The organism is Streptomyces sp. NPDC031225, from assembly GCF_055570355.1.
Genome location: NZ_JBVIHJ010000001.1, coordinates 565,987 through 582,336, shown reverse-complemented (window position 1 = coordinate 582,336; position 16,350 = coordinate 565,987). Strand labels below are relative to the sequence as shown.

Annotated in this window: 14 protein-coding genes and 1 pseudogene; 8 read left to right on the top strand and 7 right to left on the bottom strand. The window is 71.5% G+C overall.

Features of this window, described 5'->3' with window-relative positions; translation table 11 throughout:
• Positions 1 to 218: 218 nt before the first annotated feature.
• The 5 genes from aroH to der all read left to right on the top strand — a co-directional run bounded on the left by aroH (position 219) and on the right by der (position 4,674).
• A complete protein-coding gene (gene aroH / locus ACZ48Z_RS02675) occupies positions 219 to 581 on the top strand; it encodes a chorismate mutase (protein ID WP_468733951.1) in 363 nt (120 codons plus the stop codon).
• The gene (locus tag ACZ48Z_RS02670) at positions 578 to 1,663 is read left to right on the top strand and encodes a prephenate dehydrogenase (RefSeq protein WP_468733950.1); all 1,086 of its coding nucleotides are present in this window, start codon (positions 578 to 580) and stop codon (positions 1,661 to 1,663) included. The genes aroH and ACZ48Z_RS02670 overlap by 4 nt, the downstream gene beginning before the upstream one ends.
• 123 nt (positions 1,664 to 1,786) lie before the next feature.
• Positions 1,787 to 2,473, top strand: coding sequence for a (d)CMP kinase (gene cmk, locus ACZ48Z_RS02665; RefSeq protein WP_468733949.1), 687 nt, complete (start codon positions 1,787 to 1,789; stop codon positions 2,471 to 2,473).
• A 53-nt stretch (positions 2,474 to 2,526) separates the two neighbouring features.
• The gene (locus ACZ48Z_RS02660) at positions 2,527 to 3,114 is read left to right on the top strand and encodes a lysophospholipid acyltransferase family protein (RefSeq protein WP_468734000.1); all 588 of its coding nucleotides are present in this window, start codon (positions 2,527 to 2,529) and stop codon (positions 3,112 to 3,114) included.
• Positions 3,115 to 3,192: 78 nt separating this feature from the next.
• Entirely contained in the window at positions 3,193 to 4,674 is a 1,482-nt protein-coding gene (gene der, locus ACZ48Z_RS02655; RefSeq protein ID WP_468733948.1) for a ribosome biogenesis GTPase Der, read from the top strand.
• Positions 4,675 to 4,724: 50 nt separating this feature from the next.
• Here der and ACZ48Z_RS02650 read toward each other — a convergent pair whose 3' ends face one another.
• From ACZ48Z_RS02650 to ACZ48Z_RS02630, 5 genes are all read right to left on the bottom strand, one after another.
• Positions 4,725 to 5,048, bottom strand: coding sequence for a hypothetical protein (locus ACZ48Z_RS02650; RefSeq protein WP_468733947.1), 324 nt, complete (start codon positions 5,046 to 5,048; stop codon positions 4,725 to 4,727).
• Between the two features lie 104 nt (positions 5,049 to 5,152).
• Positions 5,153 to 5,935 carry a hypothetical protein gene (locus ACZ48Z_RS02645; RefSeq protein WP_468733946.1) on the bottom strand — a complete coding sequence of 261 codons (783 nt, stop codon included), beginning with the start codon at positions 5,933 to 5,935 and terminating at the stop codon, positions 5,153 to 5,155.
• A gap of 251 nt (positions 5,936 to 6,186) precedes the next feature.
• A complete protein-coding gene (locus tag ACZ48Z_RS02640) occupies positions 6,187 to 6,843 on the bottom strand; it encodes an ABC transporter ATP-binding protein (protein ID WP_468733945.1) in 657 nt (218 codons plus the stop codon).
• Complete coding sequence (locus ACZ48Z_RS02635; protein ID WP_468733944.1) at positions 6,840 to 9,761, bottom strand: ABC transporter permease subunit; 2,922 nt, start codon at positions 9,759 to 9,761, stop codon at positions 6,840 to 6,842. Before ACZ48Z_RS02635 ends, ACZ48Z_RS02640 begins: the two co-directional genes overlap by 4 nt.
• Positions 9,761 to 10,237 (bottom strand): hypothetical protein, encoded by a 477-nt coding sequence (locus tag ACZ48Z_RS02630; protein WP_468733943.1) that lies wholly within the window; start codon positions 10,235 to 10,237, stop codon positions 9,761 to 9,763. Before ACZ48Z_RS02630 ends, ACZ48Z_RS02635 begins: the two co-directional genes overlap by 1 nt.
• 123 nt (positions 10,238 to 10,360) lie before the next feature.
• On the opposite strand from ACZ48Z_RS02630, the gene ACZ48Z_RS02625 reads away from it, so the two are divergent.
• Entirely contained in the window at positions 10,361 to 10,909 is a 549-nt protein-coding gene (locus tag ACZ48Z_RS02625) for an MTB12 C-terminal domain-containing protein (protein ID WP_468733942.1), read from the top strand.
• On the top strand, positions 10,878 to 12,170 hold the full coding sequence (locus ACZ48Z_RS02620) for an ABC transporter substrate-binding protein (RefSeq protein ID WP_468733941.1): 1,293 nt from the start codon (positions 10,878 to 10,880) through the stop codon (positions 12,168 to 12,170). The genes ACZ48Z_RS02625 and ACZ48Z_RS02620 overlap by 32 nt, the downstream gene beginning before the upstream one ends.
• Position 12,171: 1 nt before the next feature.
• Here ACZ48Z_RS02620 and ACZ48Z_RS02615 read toward each other — a convergent pair whose 3' ends face one another.
• On the bottom strand, positions 12,172 to 13,356 hold the full coding sequence (locus ACZ48Z_RS02615; RefSeq protein WP_468733940.1) for an epoxide hydrolase family protein: 1,185 nt from the start codon (positions 13,354 to 13,356) through the stop codon (positions 12,172 to 12,174).
• 62 nt (positions 13,357 to 13,418) lie between these two features.
• Between ACZ48Z_RS02615 and ACZ48Z_RS02610 the strand changes: the two genes are divergently transcribed.
• A complete protein-coding gene (locus ACZ48Z_RS02610) occupies positions 13,419 to 14,459 on the top strand; it encodes a helix-turn-helix transcriptional regulator (RefSeq protein WP_468733999.1) in 1,041 nt (346 codons plus the stop codon).
• Here ACZ48Z_RS02610 and ctaD read toward each other — a convergent pair.
• A pseudogene (gene ctaD / locus ACZ48Z_RS02605) lies at positions 14,458 to 16,029 on the bottom strand (aa3-type cytochrome oxidase subunit I); the annotation flags it as partial. The gene ACZ48Z_RS02610 and the pseudogene ctaD overlap by 2 nt on opposite strands.
• Positions 16,030 to 16,350: the final 321 nt, after the last annotated feature.

Sequence of the window (16,350 nt, the reverse complement as noted above, 5' to 3'; positions counted from 1 at the left end):
CGGACGTGCGGCTCCTAGTCCAGAGGCGCACGGGTGTGTTTTCACCCCAAGTAGCGGAACTGCGACATTCGGGTGACATTGGCACGGTCCGGCGCCGGAAAGCGGCGGGCGGGCGTGTCACGGCGGTCGCGTCTCATGGGGCGGGCGCCGCGCACCCGTCCCGCACGGCCTGACTAGGCTGGATGGACAAGAGCCGAACACCAGCAAGGAGCAACGCCGTGGCGGTACGAGCGGTCCGGGGCGCCGTCCAGCTCGAACAGGACGAGGCCGGCCACATGGACGAACAGGTCGGGGCACTGCTCACCGCGATCATGGAGCGGAACGAACTGACCGCCGACGACCTGATCAGCATCTGGTTCACGGCCACGCCCGATCTGCACAGCGACTTCCCGGCCGCCGCCGCCCGCAAGCTGGGCATCGTGGACGTCCCGCTGATCTGCGCCCAGGAGCTCGACATCAAGGGCGCCATGCCCCGGGTCGTCCGTGTTCTCGCGCACATAGAGTCCGACAGGTCCCGCGCCGACATCGCGCACGTCTACCTCGGCGCCGCAGCCGCCCTGCGCAAGGACATCGCCCAGTGAGGACCGCGCTCGTCATCGGCACCGGGCTCATCGGAACCTCCGCCGCCCTGGCGTTGGCGGCGCGGGGCGTCACCGTGCACCTCGCCGACCACGACCCCGAGCAGGCCCGAACGGCGGCCGCGCTCGGCGCCGGCACGGACGAGACTCCCGAGGGGCCCGTCGACCTCGCGATCGTCGCCGCGCCGCCCGCGCACGTGGCCGCGGTGCTCGCCGACACCATGCGGCGCGGTGCCGCTCGCGGCTACATCGACGTGGCCAGCGTCAAGGGCGGCCCGCGGCGGGAGCTGGAGGCGCTCGGGCTCGACCTGTCCTCGTACATCGGCACGCATCCGATGTCCGGGCGGGAGAAGTCCGGGCCGCTGGCCGCCAGCGCCGATCTCTTCGAGGGCCGGCCCTGGGTCCTGACGCCGACCCGGGACACCGACACCGAGGTGCTGAACCTCGCCCTGGAGCTGGTCTCGCACTGCCGTGCGGTGCCGGTGGTGATGGACGCCGACGCCCACGACCGCGCCGTGGCGCTCGTCTCGCACATGCCCCATCTGGTGTCCAGCATGGTCGCCGCGCGGCTGGAGCACGCCGAGGAGGCCGCCGTACGGCTGTGCGGTCAGGGGATCCGGGACGTGACCCGGATCGCCGCGTCCGATCCCGGGATGTGGATCGACATCCTCTCCGCGAATCCGGGCCCGGTGGCCGATCTGCTCACCGATGTCGCCGGTGACCTGGAGGAGACCGTGCGCGCGCTGCGGGCGTTGCAGTCCGCGGACGAGGTCAAGCGGGGCGAGGGAGCCTCCGGGGTCGAGGACGTGCTCCGGCGGGGGAACGCCGGGCAGGTTCGGGTGCCCGGCAAGCACGGGTCCGCTCCCCGGGCGTACGAGGTCGTGGCCGTCCTCATCGACGACCAGCCGGGACAGCTGGCCCGGATCTTCGCGGACGCGGGGCGGGCCGGGGTCAACATCGAGGACGTGCGGATCGAGCACGCGACGGGACAGCAGGCCGGTCTCGTGCAGCTGATGGTGGAGCCGCAGGCCGCGCCGGTGCTGTCGGCCGCGCTGCGGGAGCGGGGCTGGGCGATCAGGCAGTGACGCGGCGGATCGTTCGGGGGATCATCCGCCTGTAAGACGGGCCCCGGGGAGCCAGTAACCTTGTCCGGGGCACAGTCACGCCCCCACACCACTCGCCACACCGCACCCGAAAGGTGTCCCCCCGTGGAAAACGGCGTCGCCCAGCCCGTGATCGTCGCCATCGACGGTCCCTCCGGCACCGGCAAGTCGAGCACGTCGAAGGCTGTCGCCGCGCAGCTGGGCCTCAGCTACCTGGACACCGGCGCCCAGTACCGGGCGATCACCTGGTGGATGGTGACCAACGGGATCGACATCGAGGACCCGTCCGCGATCGCCGCCGTGGCGGGGAAGCCGGAGATCGTCTCCGGCACCGACCCGGAGAAGCCGACGATCACGGTCGACGGTGTGAATGTGGCCGGTCCGGTCCGGACCCAGGAGATCACCTCCAAGGTCAGCGCCGTGAGCGCCGTGCCCGAGGTGCGGGCCCGGATCACCGAGCTCCAGCGGTCGCTCGCCGCATCCGCCGAAGAGGGCATCGTCGTCGAGGGGCGGGACATCGGCACGACCGTGCTGCCCGACGCCGACCTCAAGGTGTTCCTCACCGCCTCCCCGGAGGCCCGGGCCGCCCGCCGCAGCGGGGAGCTCAAGGGGGCCGACGTCAACGCCACCCGTGAGGCCCTGGTCAAGCGGGACGCGGCCGACGCCGGCCGGAAGACCTCGCCGCTCGCCAAGGCGGACGACGCGGTCGAGGTGGACACCACCGAGCTCACCCTCGCGCAGGTCATCGAGTGCGTCGTGACCCTGGTCGAGGAGAAGCGGGCCGGTAAGTGACTGTTCCCTCCGAGAAGGGCGCCGAGGTAGGACGGCGCATCGGCGTCGGCCTGATGTACGGGCTGTGGAAGCCGCGTGTCCTGGGCGCCTGGAAGGTCCCCGCGGCCGGCCCGGTGATCTTCGCGGTCAACCACTCGCACAACATCGACGGCCCGATGGTCATGGGCGTGGCACCCAGGCCGACGCACTTCCTGATCAAGAAGGAAGCGTTCGTCGGCCCACTGGATCCCTTCCTGACGGCCATCGGACAGCTCAAGGTGGACCGCTCGGTGGCCGACCGCGGGGCGATCACACGGGCGCTCGACGTCCTGGCGAGCGGCGGCGTGCTCGGTATCTTCCCTGAGGGCAGCCGGGGCGAGGGCGACTTCGCCTCCCTGCGCTCCGGGCTCGCCTACTTCGCCGTCCGGAGCGGCGCGCCGGTCGTCCCGGTCGCCGTGCTGGGAAGCTCCGAGAAGCCGGGGCGGTTGATGAAGGGGCTGCCCCCGCTGCGCAGCCGCGTCGACGTCGTCTTCGGCGACCCCTTCGAAGCGGGAGACGGCAGCGGGCGGCGCACACGCAAGGCACTCGACGAGGCGACCGAGCGCATCCAGAAGCAGCTCAGCACCCACCTGCACAACGCCAGGCGCCTCACCGGGCGCTAGGCGACACTGAGTAGTGGATCGACCGGCGAAAGAGCCGGCCGGTCCACCGATGACCACGATGAACGAGGTACGGACTTCATGAACGACCACATCCACTCCGAGGGCTCTTCCGAAGAGCACGACCACGGAGCGCTTGGCGACGCCGAGTACGCGGAGTTCATGGAGCTCGCCGCGGTAGAGGGCTTCGACGTCGAGGATGTCGAGGGGGCCATCGAGGCCGCCGGTCACGGGCCGCTGCCCGTGCTGGCCGTCGTCGGCAGGCCCAATGTCGGCAAGTCGACTCTGGTGAACCGCATCATCGGGCGCCGCGAGGCCGTCGTCGAGGACAAGCCCGGCGTCACCCGCGACCGCGTCACCTATGAGGCCGAGTGGGCGGGGCGGCGTTTCAAGGTCGTCGACACCGGTGGCTGGGAGCAGGACGTCCTCGGCATCGACGCCTCCGTGGCCGCGCAGGCCGAGTACGCGATCGAGGCCGCCGACGCCGTCGTGTTCGTCGTCGACGCCAAGGTCGGTGCCACCGACACCGATGAGGCGGTCGTACGGCTGCTGCGCAAGTCCGGCAAGCCGGTCGTGCTGGCCGCCAACAAGGTCGACGGCCTGAGCGGCGAGTCCGACGCGGCGTACCTGTGGTCCCTGGGCCTCGGCGAGCCGCACCCCGTCTCCGCGCTGCACGGCCGCGGCACCGGCGACATGCTGGACGCCGTCCTGGAGGCACTGCCGGAGGCGCCCGAACAGACCTTCGGCACCGCGGTCGGCGGGCCCCGCCGCATCGCCCTGATCGGCCGCCCGAACGTCGGCAAGTCCTCGCTGCTGAACAAGGTGGCCGGTGAGGAGCGGGTCGTGGTCAACGAGGTGGCCGGCACCACCCGTGACCCGGTCGACGAGCTGATCGAACTCGGCGGCGTCGTCTGGAAGTTCGTCGACACGGCCGGTATCCGCAAGCGGGTCCACCTCCAGCAGGGCGCCGACTACTACGCCTCGCTGCGCACCGCAGCCGCCGTCGAGAAGGCCGAGGTCGCGGTCATCCTGATCGACGGCTCCGAGTCCATCTCGGTCCAGGACCAGCGGATCGTCACCATGGCCGTCGACGCGGGCCGCGCGATCGTCCTCGCCTACAACAAGTGGGACACCCTCGACGAGGAGCGCCGCTACTACCTGGAGCGGGAGATCGAGACCGAGCTCGCCCAGGTGGCGTGGGCGCCCCGCGTCAACGTCTCGGCGCGCACCGGGCGCCACATGGAGAAGCTGGTTCCCGCGATCGAGACCGCGCTCGCCGGCTGGGAGACCCGCGTCCCGACGGGCCGCCTCAACGCCTTCCTCGGCGAGCTGGTCGCCGCCCACCCGCACCCGGTCCGGGGCGGAAAGCAGCCGCGCATCCTCTTCGGCACCCAGGCCGGCACCAAGCCGCCGCGGTTCGTGCTCTTCGCCTCCGGCTTCATCGAGGCGGGCTACCGGCGCTTCATCGAGCGCCGGCTGCGCGAGGAGTTCAGCTTCGAGGGCACCCCGATCCACATCTCGGTGCGGGTGCGCGAGAAGCGCGGCACCAACAAGAAGAAGTGACGCAGACATGAGGAAGGGCGGCCCCGACCGGGGCCGCCCTTCCTCATGTCTCAGAGCCCTCGGCGAGGGCCGGGCGGCAGCGCCGCCGGGACGTGGTGCATCCCGGTGTGCTGCTGCCCGATGTGTCCCACCCGCTGCCACTGCGACTGCTGCCGGGCGCTGAACGCCCCCGCGCTGTAGGCGCTGTAGGCGCTGCTGAACGAGCCCGAGGCGTGCGGAATGTTCCCGAACGCGGTGAAGCCCAGCTCCTCCTCGCCACTGCGGTCACCCGGCAGGGAACGGAAGGTCTTGACGTACTCGGAGTAGAGCGCGTCGTAGATCGGCGTGGCCGATGGTCCGCCGGGAAACCGGCGCGGAGCGTCGTATGGGTGCACGTATGTCCAAACGACAGCACGTACCAAGGGATGCGGCCGACATGGGGCTTTCGCGCCGGATGCCCTGTGCTGACGCACGCCGGGTGCCGGTTCTGCCCGGCCGCTCAGGTGCCCGCGAGGGGCATGGCCGCCGCGACCAGCTTGCCGTTCGCCGCCGCCTTGTCGAGCGCGCCCCGCAGCAGGTCCTCGCGGGGCTGGCGGCCGATCGAGCCCACCGGCGCCGCGAACATCAGCACCTGCTGGTGCTTGTTGGCGGCGGCCCGCCAGCTGTCGGTGACCTGGAGCGGCTGGTGCGCCTGCCACCAGGCCACCGGCTGACCGCCGTTCGCCGACGGCTGGAGCACCGCGTGCAGTTGACCCACCGCGAGCAGCACGGACCATCCGTGCAGCACCGACGGAACCGACTCGATCGCCGTCAGCGGCATGAACCCCTGCTCGATCAGCAGCGGCAGGAAGTCGTCACCGAGCCCCGTCTCCCCGGGCCGCACGATCGGGCCGGTCGGCTCCACGACCAGCGCCGGGTGCAACTCCCCGGCGATCAGGACGAGTCCGCTGGTCACCCCGAGCACCGCCTGCTCGGGTACGGCCCGGTCCGGGTCCAGGTCGACGGTGTCACCGGTGATGGACTTCACCGCCCCCTGGAGCTGCTCCTCGGTGACCTGGACGACCTGTGAGGGCAGGCAGGAGGCGTGGGCGAAGGCGAGTACGGCGGTCTCGTCGCCGATGAACAGGACGGTGCTGGTGCGCTCCTGTTCGGAGTCGCCCTGGGTGCGGCAGGACGTGCAGTCGTAACTGCCGGGGGCGTTCTCTCCGGCGAGCAGCCGGTCGGCTTCTTCGTCGCCGATCTCGGCGCGTACCTCGTCGCTGACGTCGAGCATGCGCGGCACGGGTGACTCCCTCGGGATGTGGTGCGTGGCGGGGCCGGGTGGCTCCCGGTCCGTGAACCGGGCGGGTCCCGGGCTCATGAAGAAGACAACGGGTGATCTGCGGCGGGGGTCACGCTCCACGGCGAACGGAATCGAACCATTGACAGCGCGGGGTGACAGCGCGGGGTGACAGCAGGATGGCCGCCCGGCACGGGACCGCCTGGCAGCCGGTCTGCGCCGCCGACAGAACCTGTCGCAGGCGGTCGGAGCCGTCACGCCCCCGGGCGCAGTTCTCCCGCCTCTCCGCCGAACACGACCGTGCCGCGCCGCAGTTCGTACACGATCGCCCTCACGCCGTGCAGCGCGGGCGGCAGCCGCTGTTCGGCCACGACCACGCACGCGTCCAGAGCGGCGAGGAGTGCGTAGGTGCGGGCCGCGACCTCGGGGGACATGCCCTGCGCGGGTTCGTCCACGAGGACCACGCGCGCACCGGACAGCAGGGCACGGGAGATCGCGAGCATGCGCTGCTCGCCGCCGGAGAGGGTGCCCGCCCGGCGGGGGAGCAGCGGGGCCAGGTGCGGGTAGGCCTCCAGGGCCAGGTCGTGGGCGGGGGCGGCGAGTTCGAGGTTCTCTCGCACCGTGAGGGAACCGAACACCGCCCGGCGCTCGGGGACCAGGAACAGACCGCGACGGGCCCGCTCGTACGCCGGTGCCCGCGTCACGTCCACGCCGTCCCACAGCACCGTGCCGCCGGACAGCGGGACGGTCCCGGCCAGGGCGCGCAGCGTCGTCGTACGGCCTGAGCCGTTGCGGCCCAGCAGGACGGTGAGGCCGGGGCCCGGGGCGGTGAGGGTGATGCCGTGCAGGGCTTCCAGGGGGCCGTAGCGCACGCGCGCTTGGCGGAGGGAGAGGGCAGGGGCGGCTGTCATACGGCGGTCTCCCGGGCGGCGTCGAACGAGTCGAGCACGTGGGCCGGGGGGCCGGAGGCGATGATGCGGCCCGCGGTCATGACGTGCACGACGTCCGCGAGGTCGGCCACCAGGTCCAGGTCGTGCTCGACCACGAGGATCGCGGTGCCGTCGGCCGCCAGGGCCTTCAGGACACGGGCCAGCGCGGTCACCTCGGCGGTGTCCAGGCCGGCGGCGGGTTCGTCGAGGAGCAGGACGCCCGGTGTGCCGGCGAGGGCTCTCGCCAGTTCGACCCGGCGGAGGGTGCCGGTGGGGAGGCCGGCGGCGGGGGCGTCGCGCAGGGGGCCGTCGAGGGCGAACAGGCGCAGTGCGCGGTCCGTCGCGGTCGGGTCGGTGATGTGGCCCTGTTCCGCGCCCACTTGGATGTTCTCGGCGACGGTCAGGGTCGGGAAGACGGCGAGTTGCTGGAAGGTGCGGGCGATGCCGAGGCGGGTGCGGGCGTGGGGGGACAGACGGGTGATGTTCCGGCCTCCGTACCGGACTTGGCCTCGGGAGGGTCGGATTGTTCCTGCCAGGCAGTGGAAGAGGGTGGATTTGCCGGCTCCGTTGGGGCCGATGACCGCGGTGATTCTTCCGGGCGGGACGGTGAGGTCGACTCCGTCGAGGGCGGTGAAGCCGTCGTAGCGGGCCTGGAGGTTGTGGGCGGTGAGGACTGCCCGGCCTTCGGCCGGGTTCGTGTTCCCACCCGCACCACCCGTGCGGGTCCCGTGGTCGGGTGCGGGTGGCCCCGGCGGGGGCGAAGCGCCGTCGGCGGGTCGCGGTGCGGGGGGAGGGCCGTGGCGGGGCGTGCCGGGTTCGGGGGTGGCGGGTTCGGGGGTGGCGGGGTCGGGTCGGCGGGGTGTGGCTGGGTTGATGTCGCTGGTGTCTGCCCCGTGCGGCCGGTTGGTTCCGGTGCCGCCGGTGCTTGGCCGGTGCGGTGGGTCGGGTTCGGTGTCGCCGGTGTTCGCCTGGTGCGGTGGGTCGGTTGCGGTGTCGTCGGTGTTTGTCTGGTGTGGTGGGTCGGGGTTGGCTGTGATTGGGGGAGCGGTGGTCCGAGGGGTCGGGTGCAGGCGGTTGCGGGCTCGGAGGCCTGCCGCCGTCAACGTCGGGTGCCGTCGAAGCCGCAGCCCGCGCACCGCCTCGTACGGCCCCCCGGGGAAGCGACCCACCAGCACCGCCAGTACGCCGATCAGTGCCGCCGCCACCCCGCCGCGCGCACCCGCGTCCAGGCCGACGAGCAGAGCCGCCGCGGCGAGGGCGCCCAGGGTGCTGTCGGCGCCCAGGACCACCACCGCCGCGAACCAGAGGAGGCCGCGGACGGGGTCGTAGGCGTTGGGGTCGAAGGCGTGGAGGCCCATGCCGAGCATGCCGCCGCCCAGGGCGGCCAGGGCGGCGCCCGCCACGAAGGCGAGGAGTTTCAGGGAGCGGACCTGGACGCCTGCCGCGGCGGCGCCGGACTCGTGGTCGCGCAGGGCGGCCAGCGCTCTGCCCGTGCGGCCCCGGCGCAGTGCACGGGTCGTCAGGAGGGCGAGGGTCAGCAGGGCCAACTCCAGGACGTAGTACGCGCGGTCGCCCTCGAAGCCGCCCGGGCGGTCCAGGGACAGGCCCGACGTGGCGTACGGCTGGGCGAAGACGAACCGGCTCACGCCGACGCCGACCGCGAAGGTCGCGAGGGCGAGGGCCAGGCCCTGGCGGGTGATCGCCGGCCAGCCGGTCAGGAGGCCGAGGGGGGCCACCAGGAGCACCGCCACCGCCAGCGCGGCCAGTTCCGGTAGGCGGGGCAGGCCGGGGAAGCGGCCCGCCGCGAGCAGGGCGGTGAAGAGGGCGCCCAGGCCCGCGTACGCCGCCTGGCCCAGGGAGATCTGGCCGCCCCTGCCCGTCACCACGACCAGGGAGAGCAGTACGACGCCCAGTGCCGGGACCTGGACCGACGTGTGCAGGTCCGTGCCCGCGAAGCCCAGGGGGAGCAGGAAAAGGATCACCGCGACGATCCACGCGCCCTGAGGCGTCGGCACGCGCGCGGTGGCCGTGCGGGGGAGCGCGTCCTGGGTGCCGATGCGGGGGAGTGCCAGGGCCGCGATCAGCAGGGCGACCACGAAGAGGTTCGCGCCGACCGCCTGGAGCAGCGGTTCGGCCCAGCCGGACGGGTGCAGTCTCGTCAGCTGGCTCTGGGCCACCCCGACGCCCAGCGCGACCACCACGGCCACCGGCAGGCTCCGCATCCGCGCGGCGACCGCGACCGCGACCACCTCCATGACGAGCAGGGGCAGCCCGTACGGGTCCAGGCGGACGTACGGGGCCAGCAGGACGCCGGTCAGGCCCGCCGTGAACGACCCGAAGGCCCAGCCGGCCGCCGCCACCCGGTCCGCGTCGATCCCGCCGAGCACGGCCAGTTGCCGGTCGTCCACGACGGCCCGCAGCTCCCGTCCGAAGCGCGTCCAGCGGATCACCGCGCCCACACCGGCGGCCAGGACCAGTGCGACCGTCAGCTGTCCCCACGGGTCGGCCGACACCAGCTCCGGAATGTCGTCCCGGGCGCCCTGGCCCCACAGCAGCGCGGCCCCGCCCACGAGCAGCACGAAGACGCCGATGGAGGCCACCAGGGTCTGTGCCGGATCGCCGCCGAGGACGGACAGGGGCCGGAAGACGAAACGCTCCAGCACCACGCCGAGTGCCGGGGCCAGGACGAGCAGGGTCACCACCGCCCCGGCCCACAGCGGCCAGCCCCACCCGACCACGCACTGCCGCAGAACGTACGCGCACACCATGGCGATCGCCCCGTGCGCGAAGTTCAGCACCCCGGTCGCGCGGTACGTCACGATCAGGCCGGTTCCGGTGAGCGCGGCCGCGCTGCCGACCGACAGCCCGGCGAGGGTGAGGTCGTAGGTCAGCGAGGACATCAGTCGGTTTCTTCGACGGGTTCGCAGATCGGGCAGGGGCCCAGTTCGCCGCTCGCCAGGAGCTTGGCGTCCACCGGGACCGACTCCACCTTCCCGGCCACCAGCGGGCAGTCCGCGCGGTGCCAGAGGGTGCCGCCGGGCACCATCAGCAGGTCCCCGCTGACCGCCAGGGGCGCGATGACCGCGGTACCCGGCTCCTCGGCGTCCGCGGGATCCGCGGCGACCAGGAGGCCGTACAGCTCCTCCACGCGCGCGGTGGCGAGCACGCTGCGGCCGTGGGCGAGGAGCACCGCCCCGGCGACGATCAGCGCGGCACCGGGCACCGTGCAGGAGGCCAGGTAGGGCAGCTGCCGCTCGGCGTAGCGCTCGCCCGAGACGCCGTACCAGCCGAGGACGCACAACACCGCGCCGGTGGCGAGGGCGGCCCAGCCGGCCCACAGGACGGGGTGCACGGTCCGCAGTCGGGCTGTCCGCATCTGTGGCTCCCACATGTCGCGTGCCTGTCCATGTCAGCCAATCTTTTGCACTATGCCTTCTGGAAGCCGACCCTGATAGCTCCGGGCGCACTCGGTCCGGACCGACACCCGGTGGTGAGCCAGATGGTTCTCGGGAGCGACCGCAAGCGGGCGAACGGCAGCCGGGGGCTGATGGCGGTGGGGTTCGCCCTCGCCGTGGCCCTCACGGCGTGCAGCGACGACAGCGGCGGCGGCAGCGACAGTCCGCCCCCGACGCCCACGGTGGAACGGACGACGCAGGCGCCCAGTCCCTCCGCTAGCGGGCCCGCCGACCGTGCGGCGGCCGAGAAGGAGATCAAGGAGAACTGGCAGAAGTTCTTCGACCCGAAGACCTCGACGAAGGAGAAGCAGGCCGTCCTGGAGAACGGCGACCGGATGGGTCCGGTGCTGAAGGCCTTCAGCGGTGACCAGCGCGGCGGTCAGGTGGCGGCCCGGGTCACCAAGATCGAGTTCACGAAGCCGGCCGCGGCGACCGTCACGTACACGCTGCTCCTGAACGGGGCCACCGCCCTGCCGGACGCATCCGGAACGACCGTCGAACAGGACGGCACCTGGAAGGTGTCGGTCAACACCCTGTGCGCGCTGGTCCAGTTGAGCGGCAATGCCACGGCGTCGGCCCTTCCGGGCTGCTGAGGCCGCCGTCGCCGTCCTGCTGCTCGTGATGGGCACGGCATGCGGCAGCAGGCTGCCGGAGAGCGACTTCGAGCACCGGGAGCGGGCGACGCCCCGCCAGGACGGCGCCCCGATCAGGGTCGGCGTCATCACCAGCGCCACCAGCCCGGTCGGCGGCGACGCCTTCACCGGCCCGCGCGACGGTGCCAAGGCGTACTTCGAGCGCCTCAACGCGCGCGGGGGCGTCGCCGGCCGCAGGGTCGAGGTGCGCGAGTGCGACGACGGCGGCAGCGGGGTCGGCAACAACACCTGTGTGCACCAGTTGATCGACGAGGACAAGGTGGTCGCCCTGGTCGCGACCACCGCCCTCGACTACGCGGGCGCCTCCCGTGTCTCCCACGCGCGCGTGCCCGACATCGGCGGCCAGCCCATCGGGCCCGCCTACGACACCTGGCCGCACCTCTACGGGATCTACGGCAGTCTCGCGCCCCGCGACGGCACCACCGGCTGGGGCGGGAAGCAGTACGGCGGCACCGAGGTCTACCGCTACTTCAAGCGCGAACACGGGGCCCGTACGGCGGCCGTCGTGTCCTACAACCAGGCCGCGTCCGCCGCCTACGCCCGGCTCGTCGAGCAGGGACTGAAGGCCGAGGGCTACGAGGTCGTCACCGAGCAGGTCGACTTCGCGCTGCCCAACTTCCGTGCCGTGGCGGCCGACCTCGGGCAACAGGGCGTCGACCTGGTCTTCGACGCCGTCGACAGTCACGGCAACGCGCAGTTGTGCGAGGCGATGGACCGGGCCGGCGTCGAGGTCACCGCCAAGGTCACCAACGTGCAGAACTGGACGTCGACCGTCCCGGACGACTACAAGGACGCCCCGCGCTGCCGCAACGCCCTGTGGGCGACCGGATCCAGCCGCAACCACGAGGACACCGGCAACGCGGCCGTAAGGGAGTTCAGGGACGCCACGAAGGGCCTGGAGACGCACTCCCAGTGGCAGCTGGAGGGCTGGGCGGCCGCGATGTGGTTCACGGACGCGGCGAAGTCCTGTGCTGCACGGGGCGTCACGCGCGCGTGCGTCGACGCCTTCGTGAACCGCAGCCAGGGCTACACAGCGGACGGTCTCCTCGTCCCCGTCACCTTCGAGCGCCTGGCCGATCCGCCGACGTCCCGCAGGACCTGTCTGTCGGTGGCCCGCTGGGAGGACGGCCGGGGCTGGGTCTCCCAGGGCGACATGGACAGCACCTGCTTCGACGTCCCGCAGCTGCCGTACCGGCAGTGAGTCACGCGCGCGCGTGAGGCAGCGAGCCGAAGAACTCCCTGACGTCACCGGCCAGCAGCTCGGGAACCTCCAGGGCGGCGAAGTGGCCGCCGCGGTCGAACTCCGTCCACCGGGTGATGGTGTTGGCCTGCTCCGCCCAGCGGCGGATCGCCACGTCCTCGCCGAAGTTGGCGACCGCGGTCGGCACCCCCGACGTCGCCGTCGGGAACCAGTCCGGCACATGACTGTTCTCGTAGTACATGCGGGCCGCGGATCCGGCCGTGCCGGTCAGCCAGTACAGCATCACGTTGGTGAGCAGGGTGTCCCGGTCGATCGCGTCCTCCGGGAGCGCGGCCGAGGAGTGCGTCCACGCCTGGAACTTCTCCATGATCCATGCGAGTTGACCGACGGGGGAGTCGGTGAGGGCATAGGACAGGGTCTGCGGACGGGTGGACTGCAGCACGTTGTAGCCGAAGCCGTCCGTGGTGAACGCGGCGATGCCGGCCAGGCTCCTCGACTCCCGCTCGGTGAGCCCCTGCCGCTGCTCCTCGGACACCGGGCCGAGCGGGATGAAGCCGACCGAGGCGGCGTTCACATGGACGCCGACGACGGACTCCGGCGCTATCCGGGCGAGTGCGGGGGAGATCAGCGCGCCCATGTCGCCTCCCTGGGCGCCGTAGCGCTCGTAGCCGAGCCTGCGCATCAGCTCCGCCCACGCGCGGGCGACCCGGTTGACGTTCCAGCCCTTGTCACGCGTCGGGCCGGAGAACCCGAAGCCGGGGATGGAGGGGATCACCAGATGGAAGTCCTCGCTCAGCGAGCCGGTCACGCCGAGGAACTCGACGACCGACCCCGGCCAGCCGTGCGTCAGGATCAGCGGGAGCGCGTCCGGGCGGGGCGAACGCAGGTGCAGGAAGTGCACCTGGGCTCCGTCGATCTCGGTGACGTACTGCGGGAGTTCGTTGAGGGCGGCCTCGTGCTTGCGCCAGTCGTAGGCGCCCCGCCAGTAGGCGGCGAGATCGCGGAGATACGGCAGGGAGGCGCCGTACTCCCAGCCGGTGTCCGGGAGTTCGTCCGGCCAGCGGGTGAGGTCCAGACGGGTGTGCAGATCGTCGAGCTGCGCCTGGGGGATGTCGATCCGGAAGGGACGGATCTCAGGGATCTCACGGGTTTCACGGGTCTGTGTGGTCGCGCCGTTGTCTGCCATGAGCTCAAGGTAGGAAGACTTGCGGACAGCTACTGTCCGCGATGACTGACAGACTCGGCATCATGTTGGAGACCTCGGCACGACTCCTGCGCCTGCTGTCACTTCTGCAGGCCCACCGCGACTGGTCCGGCGCCGACCTGGCCGAGCGCCTCGGCGTCACCCCGCGCACCGTCCGCCGCGATGTGGACCGGCTGCGCGAGCTGGGCTACCCCGTCAACGCCAGCCCCGGCACCGGTGGCGGCTACCAGCTGGGCGCGGGCGCCGAGCTGCCCCCGCTGCTCCTGGACGACGACGAGGCCGTCGCGGTCGCCGTCGGCCTGCGCACGGCCGCGGGACAGGGCATCGAGGGCATCGGCGAGACGTCCGTACGGGCCCTCGCCAAGCTGGAGCAGGTCCTGCCGAGCCGGCTGCGGCGCCGGGTGGGCGCCCTGAACGCCTTCACCGTGCCGATGCTGCGCGACCCGAGGCCCTCCGCCGTCGACCCGGGCGTCCTCACCGAGCTCGCCAACCTCTGCCGGGACGCCGAGCGTCTGCGCTTCGAGTACAGCGACCACGGGGGCACCCCCAGCCGCCGTACCGTCGAACCGCACCGGCTGGTGTGCAGCGAGCGGCGCTGGTACCTGGTCGCCTGGGACCTGGACCGCGAGGACTGGCGGACCTTCCGCGCCGACCGGATCACGCCCAGACCACCGCACGGGCCCCGTTTCACGCCGCGTCCCCCGCCCGCCGAGGATCTCGCCGCGTACGTCTCGCGAGGCGTCTCCACGCGCGCGTACGCCTCGCACGCGGTCGTACGGCTGCTGGTGTCCAAGGAACAGGCCGCCGAGCGCGTCTCGCCGAGTGCCGGGGTGCTGGAGGCGGAGGGCCCCGACAGCTGCATCCTGCGCACGGGCGCCGCGAGCCTCGACGTGATGGTGATCCATGTGATGCTGACGGGCTTCGACTTCGAGGTGCTGGAGCCGGACGGGCTGACCGAGGCGATCAGGACGGCTCACGACCGGCTTGCTCGCTCTTTGGCTCGGGCTGCGGCGCCAGGGCCGCGTACTGCGGATGGTGCAGGTCGAACGCCGGGGACTCCGAACGGATCCGCGGCAGCGTCGTGAAGTTGTGCCGCGGCGGCGGGCAGGAGGTCGCCCACTCCAGGGAGCGGCCGAATCCCCAGGGGTCGTCGGTCTCCACCGGCACGCCGTACTTCGCGGTCTTCCAGATGTTGTAGAGGAACGGCAGCGTCGAGGCGCCGAGCAGGAACGCGCCGATCGTCGAGACGGTGTTCAGGGCGGTGAAGCCGTCGGCGGCGAGGTAGTCGGCGTACCGGCGGGGCATGCCTTCCGCGCCCAGCCAGTGCTGCACCAGGAACGTGGTGTGGAAGCCGACGAACAGCGTCCAGAAGTGGATCTTGCCGAGCCGTTCGTCGAGCATCTTCCCGGTGAACTTGGGCCACCAGAAGTAGAAGCCGGCGAAGATCGCGAAGACGACCGTGCCGAAGACGACGTAGTGGAAGTGCGCCACCACGAAGTAGGTGTCCGAGACGTGGAAGTCCAGGGGCGGCGACGCCAGGATCACCCCGGTCAGGCCGCCGAACAGGAACGTCACCAGGAAGCCGGTCGACCAGAGCATCGGCGTCTCGAAGGACAGCGAACCCCTGAGCATCGTGCCGGTCCAGGTGAAGAACTTCACCCCCGTGGGCACGGCGATCAGGAAGCTCATGAACGAGAAGAACGGCAGCAGCACCGCGCCGGTGACGAACATGTGGTGCGCCCACACCACGATCGACAGACCGGTGATCGACATCGTCGCGCCGACCAGCGTCAGATAGCCGAAGACCGGCTTGCGGCTGAAGACCGGGATGATCTCCGTGATGATGCCGAAGAACGGCAGCGCGATGATGTACACCTCGGGATGCCCGAAGAACCAGAACAGGTGCTGCCACAGCAGCGCCCCGCCGTTGCCCGCCTCGAACACCTGTGAGCCGAAGCGCCGGTCCGCCTCCAGGACCAGCAGCGCGGCCGCCAGCACCGGGAACGCCAGCAGGATCAGGATCGACGTGAACAGGGTGTTCCAGGTGAAGATCGGCATCCGGAACATCGTCATGCCGGGCGCGCGCATCCCGATGATCGTGGTGATGAAGTTGACCGCGCCGAGGATCGTGCCGAAGCCGGCCAGCGCGAGGCCCATGATCCACAGGTCGGGTCCGACGCCGGGGGAGTGCGCGGAGCTGTTGAGCGGCGCGTAGGCGAACCAGCCGAAGGCGGCGGGACCGGTCGGCACGATCAGCGAACCGAGCACGGTCAGACCGCCGAACAGGAAGAACCAGTACGACAGCATGTTGAGCCGGGGGAACGCCACGTCGGGGGCCCCGATCTGCAGCGGCATCAGCTCGTTGGCGAAGCCCGCGAAGCTCGGGGTCGCGAACAGCAGCAGCATGATCGTCCCGTGCATCGTGAACAGCTGGTTGAACTGCTGGTTGTCCAGGATCTGCATCCCCGGCCGGGCGAGTTCCGCGCGCATCAGCAGCGCCATGACACCGCCGACCAGGAAGAACACGAACGACGTGATCAGATACAGGTGACCGATCTTCTTGTGGTCGGTGGTGGTCAGCCAGTCCACCACCAGCCGCCCGTGCCGCTTGGTCCGCACCGGTCGTGCCGTCGCCTGCACGGTCTGCGTCCCCATCGCCCGCCCCTTCGCTCGGCTCACGCCATGATGCTCGCGCCGTCGTGCGCGGCGACAGGGGGCGTAAGGGGGTTCTGTGCCGGAACCGTGTATTTCTTATGCGGTGTCAGCTTCCGTGGCACTGTCCGGAATCTGTGGGCAAAGGGCACGGAGCAGTTCTCCGACAAGCACTCTCACAGGTCATTCCGGGAAGTCGTACGACACGCGGGAATTGCGTTCGAATACCCGCGGAAGAGCCGGGGAAACGCCCGTCCGTGTGACACAGCGCTAGGGAAACCGGTGGCGTGATCCTGTGACAGAAGCGTGACAGGAGGGGTGCGG

Bases quoted from the DNA above. Each gene is read 5' to 3' on its own strand.
- ACZ48Z_RS02615 (WP_468733940.1), bottom strand. From the start codon at position 13,356: ATGGCAGACAACGGCGCGACCACACAGACCCGTGAAACCCGTGAGATC.
- ACZ48Z_RS02625 (WP_468733942.1), top strand. From the start codon at position 10,361: ATGGTTCTCGGGAGCGACCGCAAGCGGGCGAACGGCAGCCGGGGGCTG.
- der (WP_468733948.1), top strand. From the start codon at position 3,193: ATGAACGACCACATCCACTCCGAGGGCTCTTCCGAAGAGCACGACCAC.
- ACZ48Z_RS02630 (WP_468733943.1), bottom strand. From the start codon at position 10,237: ATGCGGACAGCCCGACTGCGGACCGTGCACCCCGTCCTGTGGGCCGGC.
- ACZ48Z_RS02660 (WP_468734000.1), top strand. From the start codon at position 2,527: ATGTACGGGCTGTGGAAGCCGCGTGTCCTGGGCGCCTGGAAGGTCCCC.
- ACZ48Z_RS02620 (WP_468733941.1), top strand. From the start codon at position 10,878: ATGCCACGGCGTCGGCCCTTCCGGGCTGCTGAGGCCGCCGTCGCCGTC.
- ACZ48Z_RS02610 (WP_468733999.1), top strand. From the start codon at position 13,419: ATGTTGGAGACCTCGGCACGACTCCTGCGCCTGCTGTCACTTCTGCAG.
- ACZ48Z_RS02640 (WP_468733945.1), bottom strand. From the start codon at position 6,843: ATGACAGCCGCCCCTGCCCTCTCCCTCCGCCAAGCGCGCGTGCGCTAC.
- ACZ48Z_RS02635 (WP_468733944.1), bottom strand. From the start codon at position 9,761: ATGTCCTCGCTGACCTACGACCTCACCCTCGCCGGGCTGTCGGTCGGC.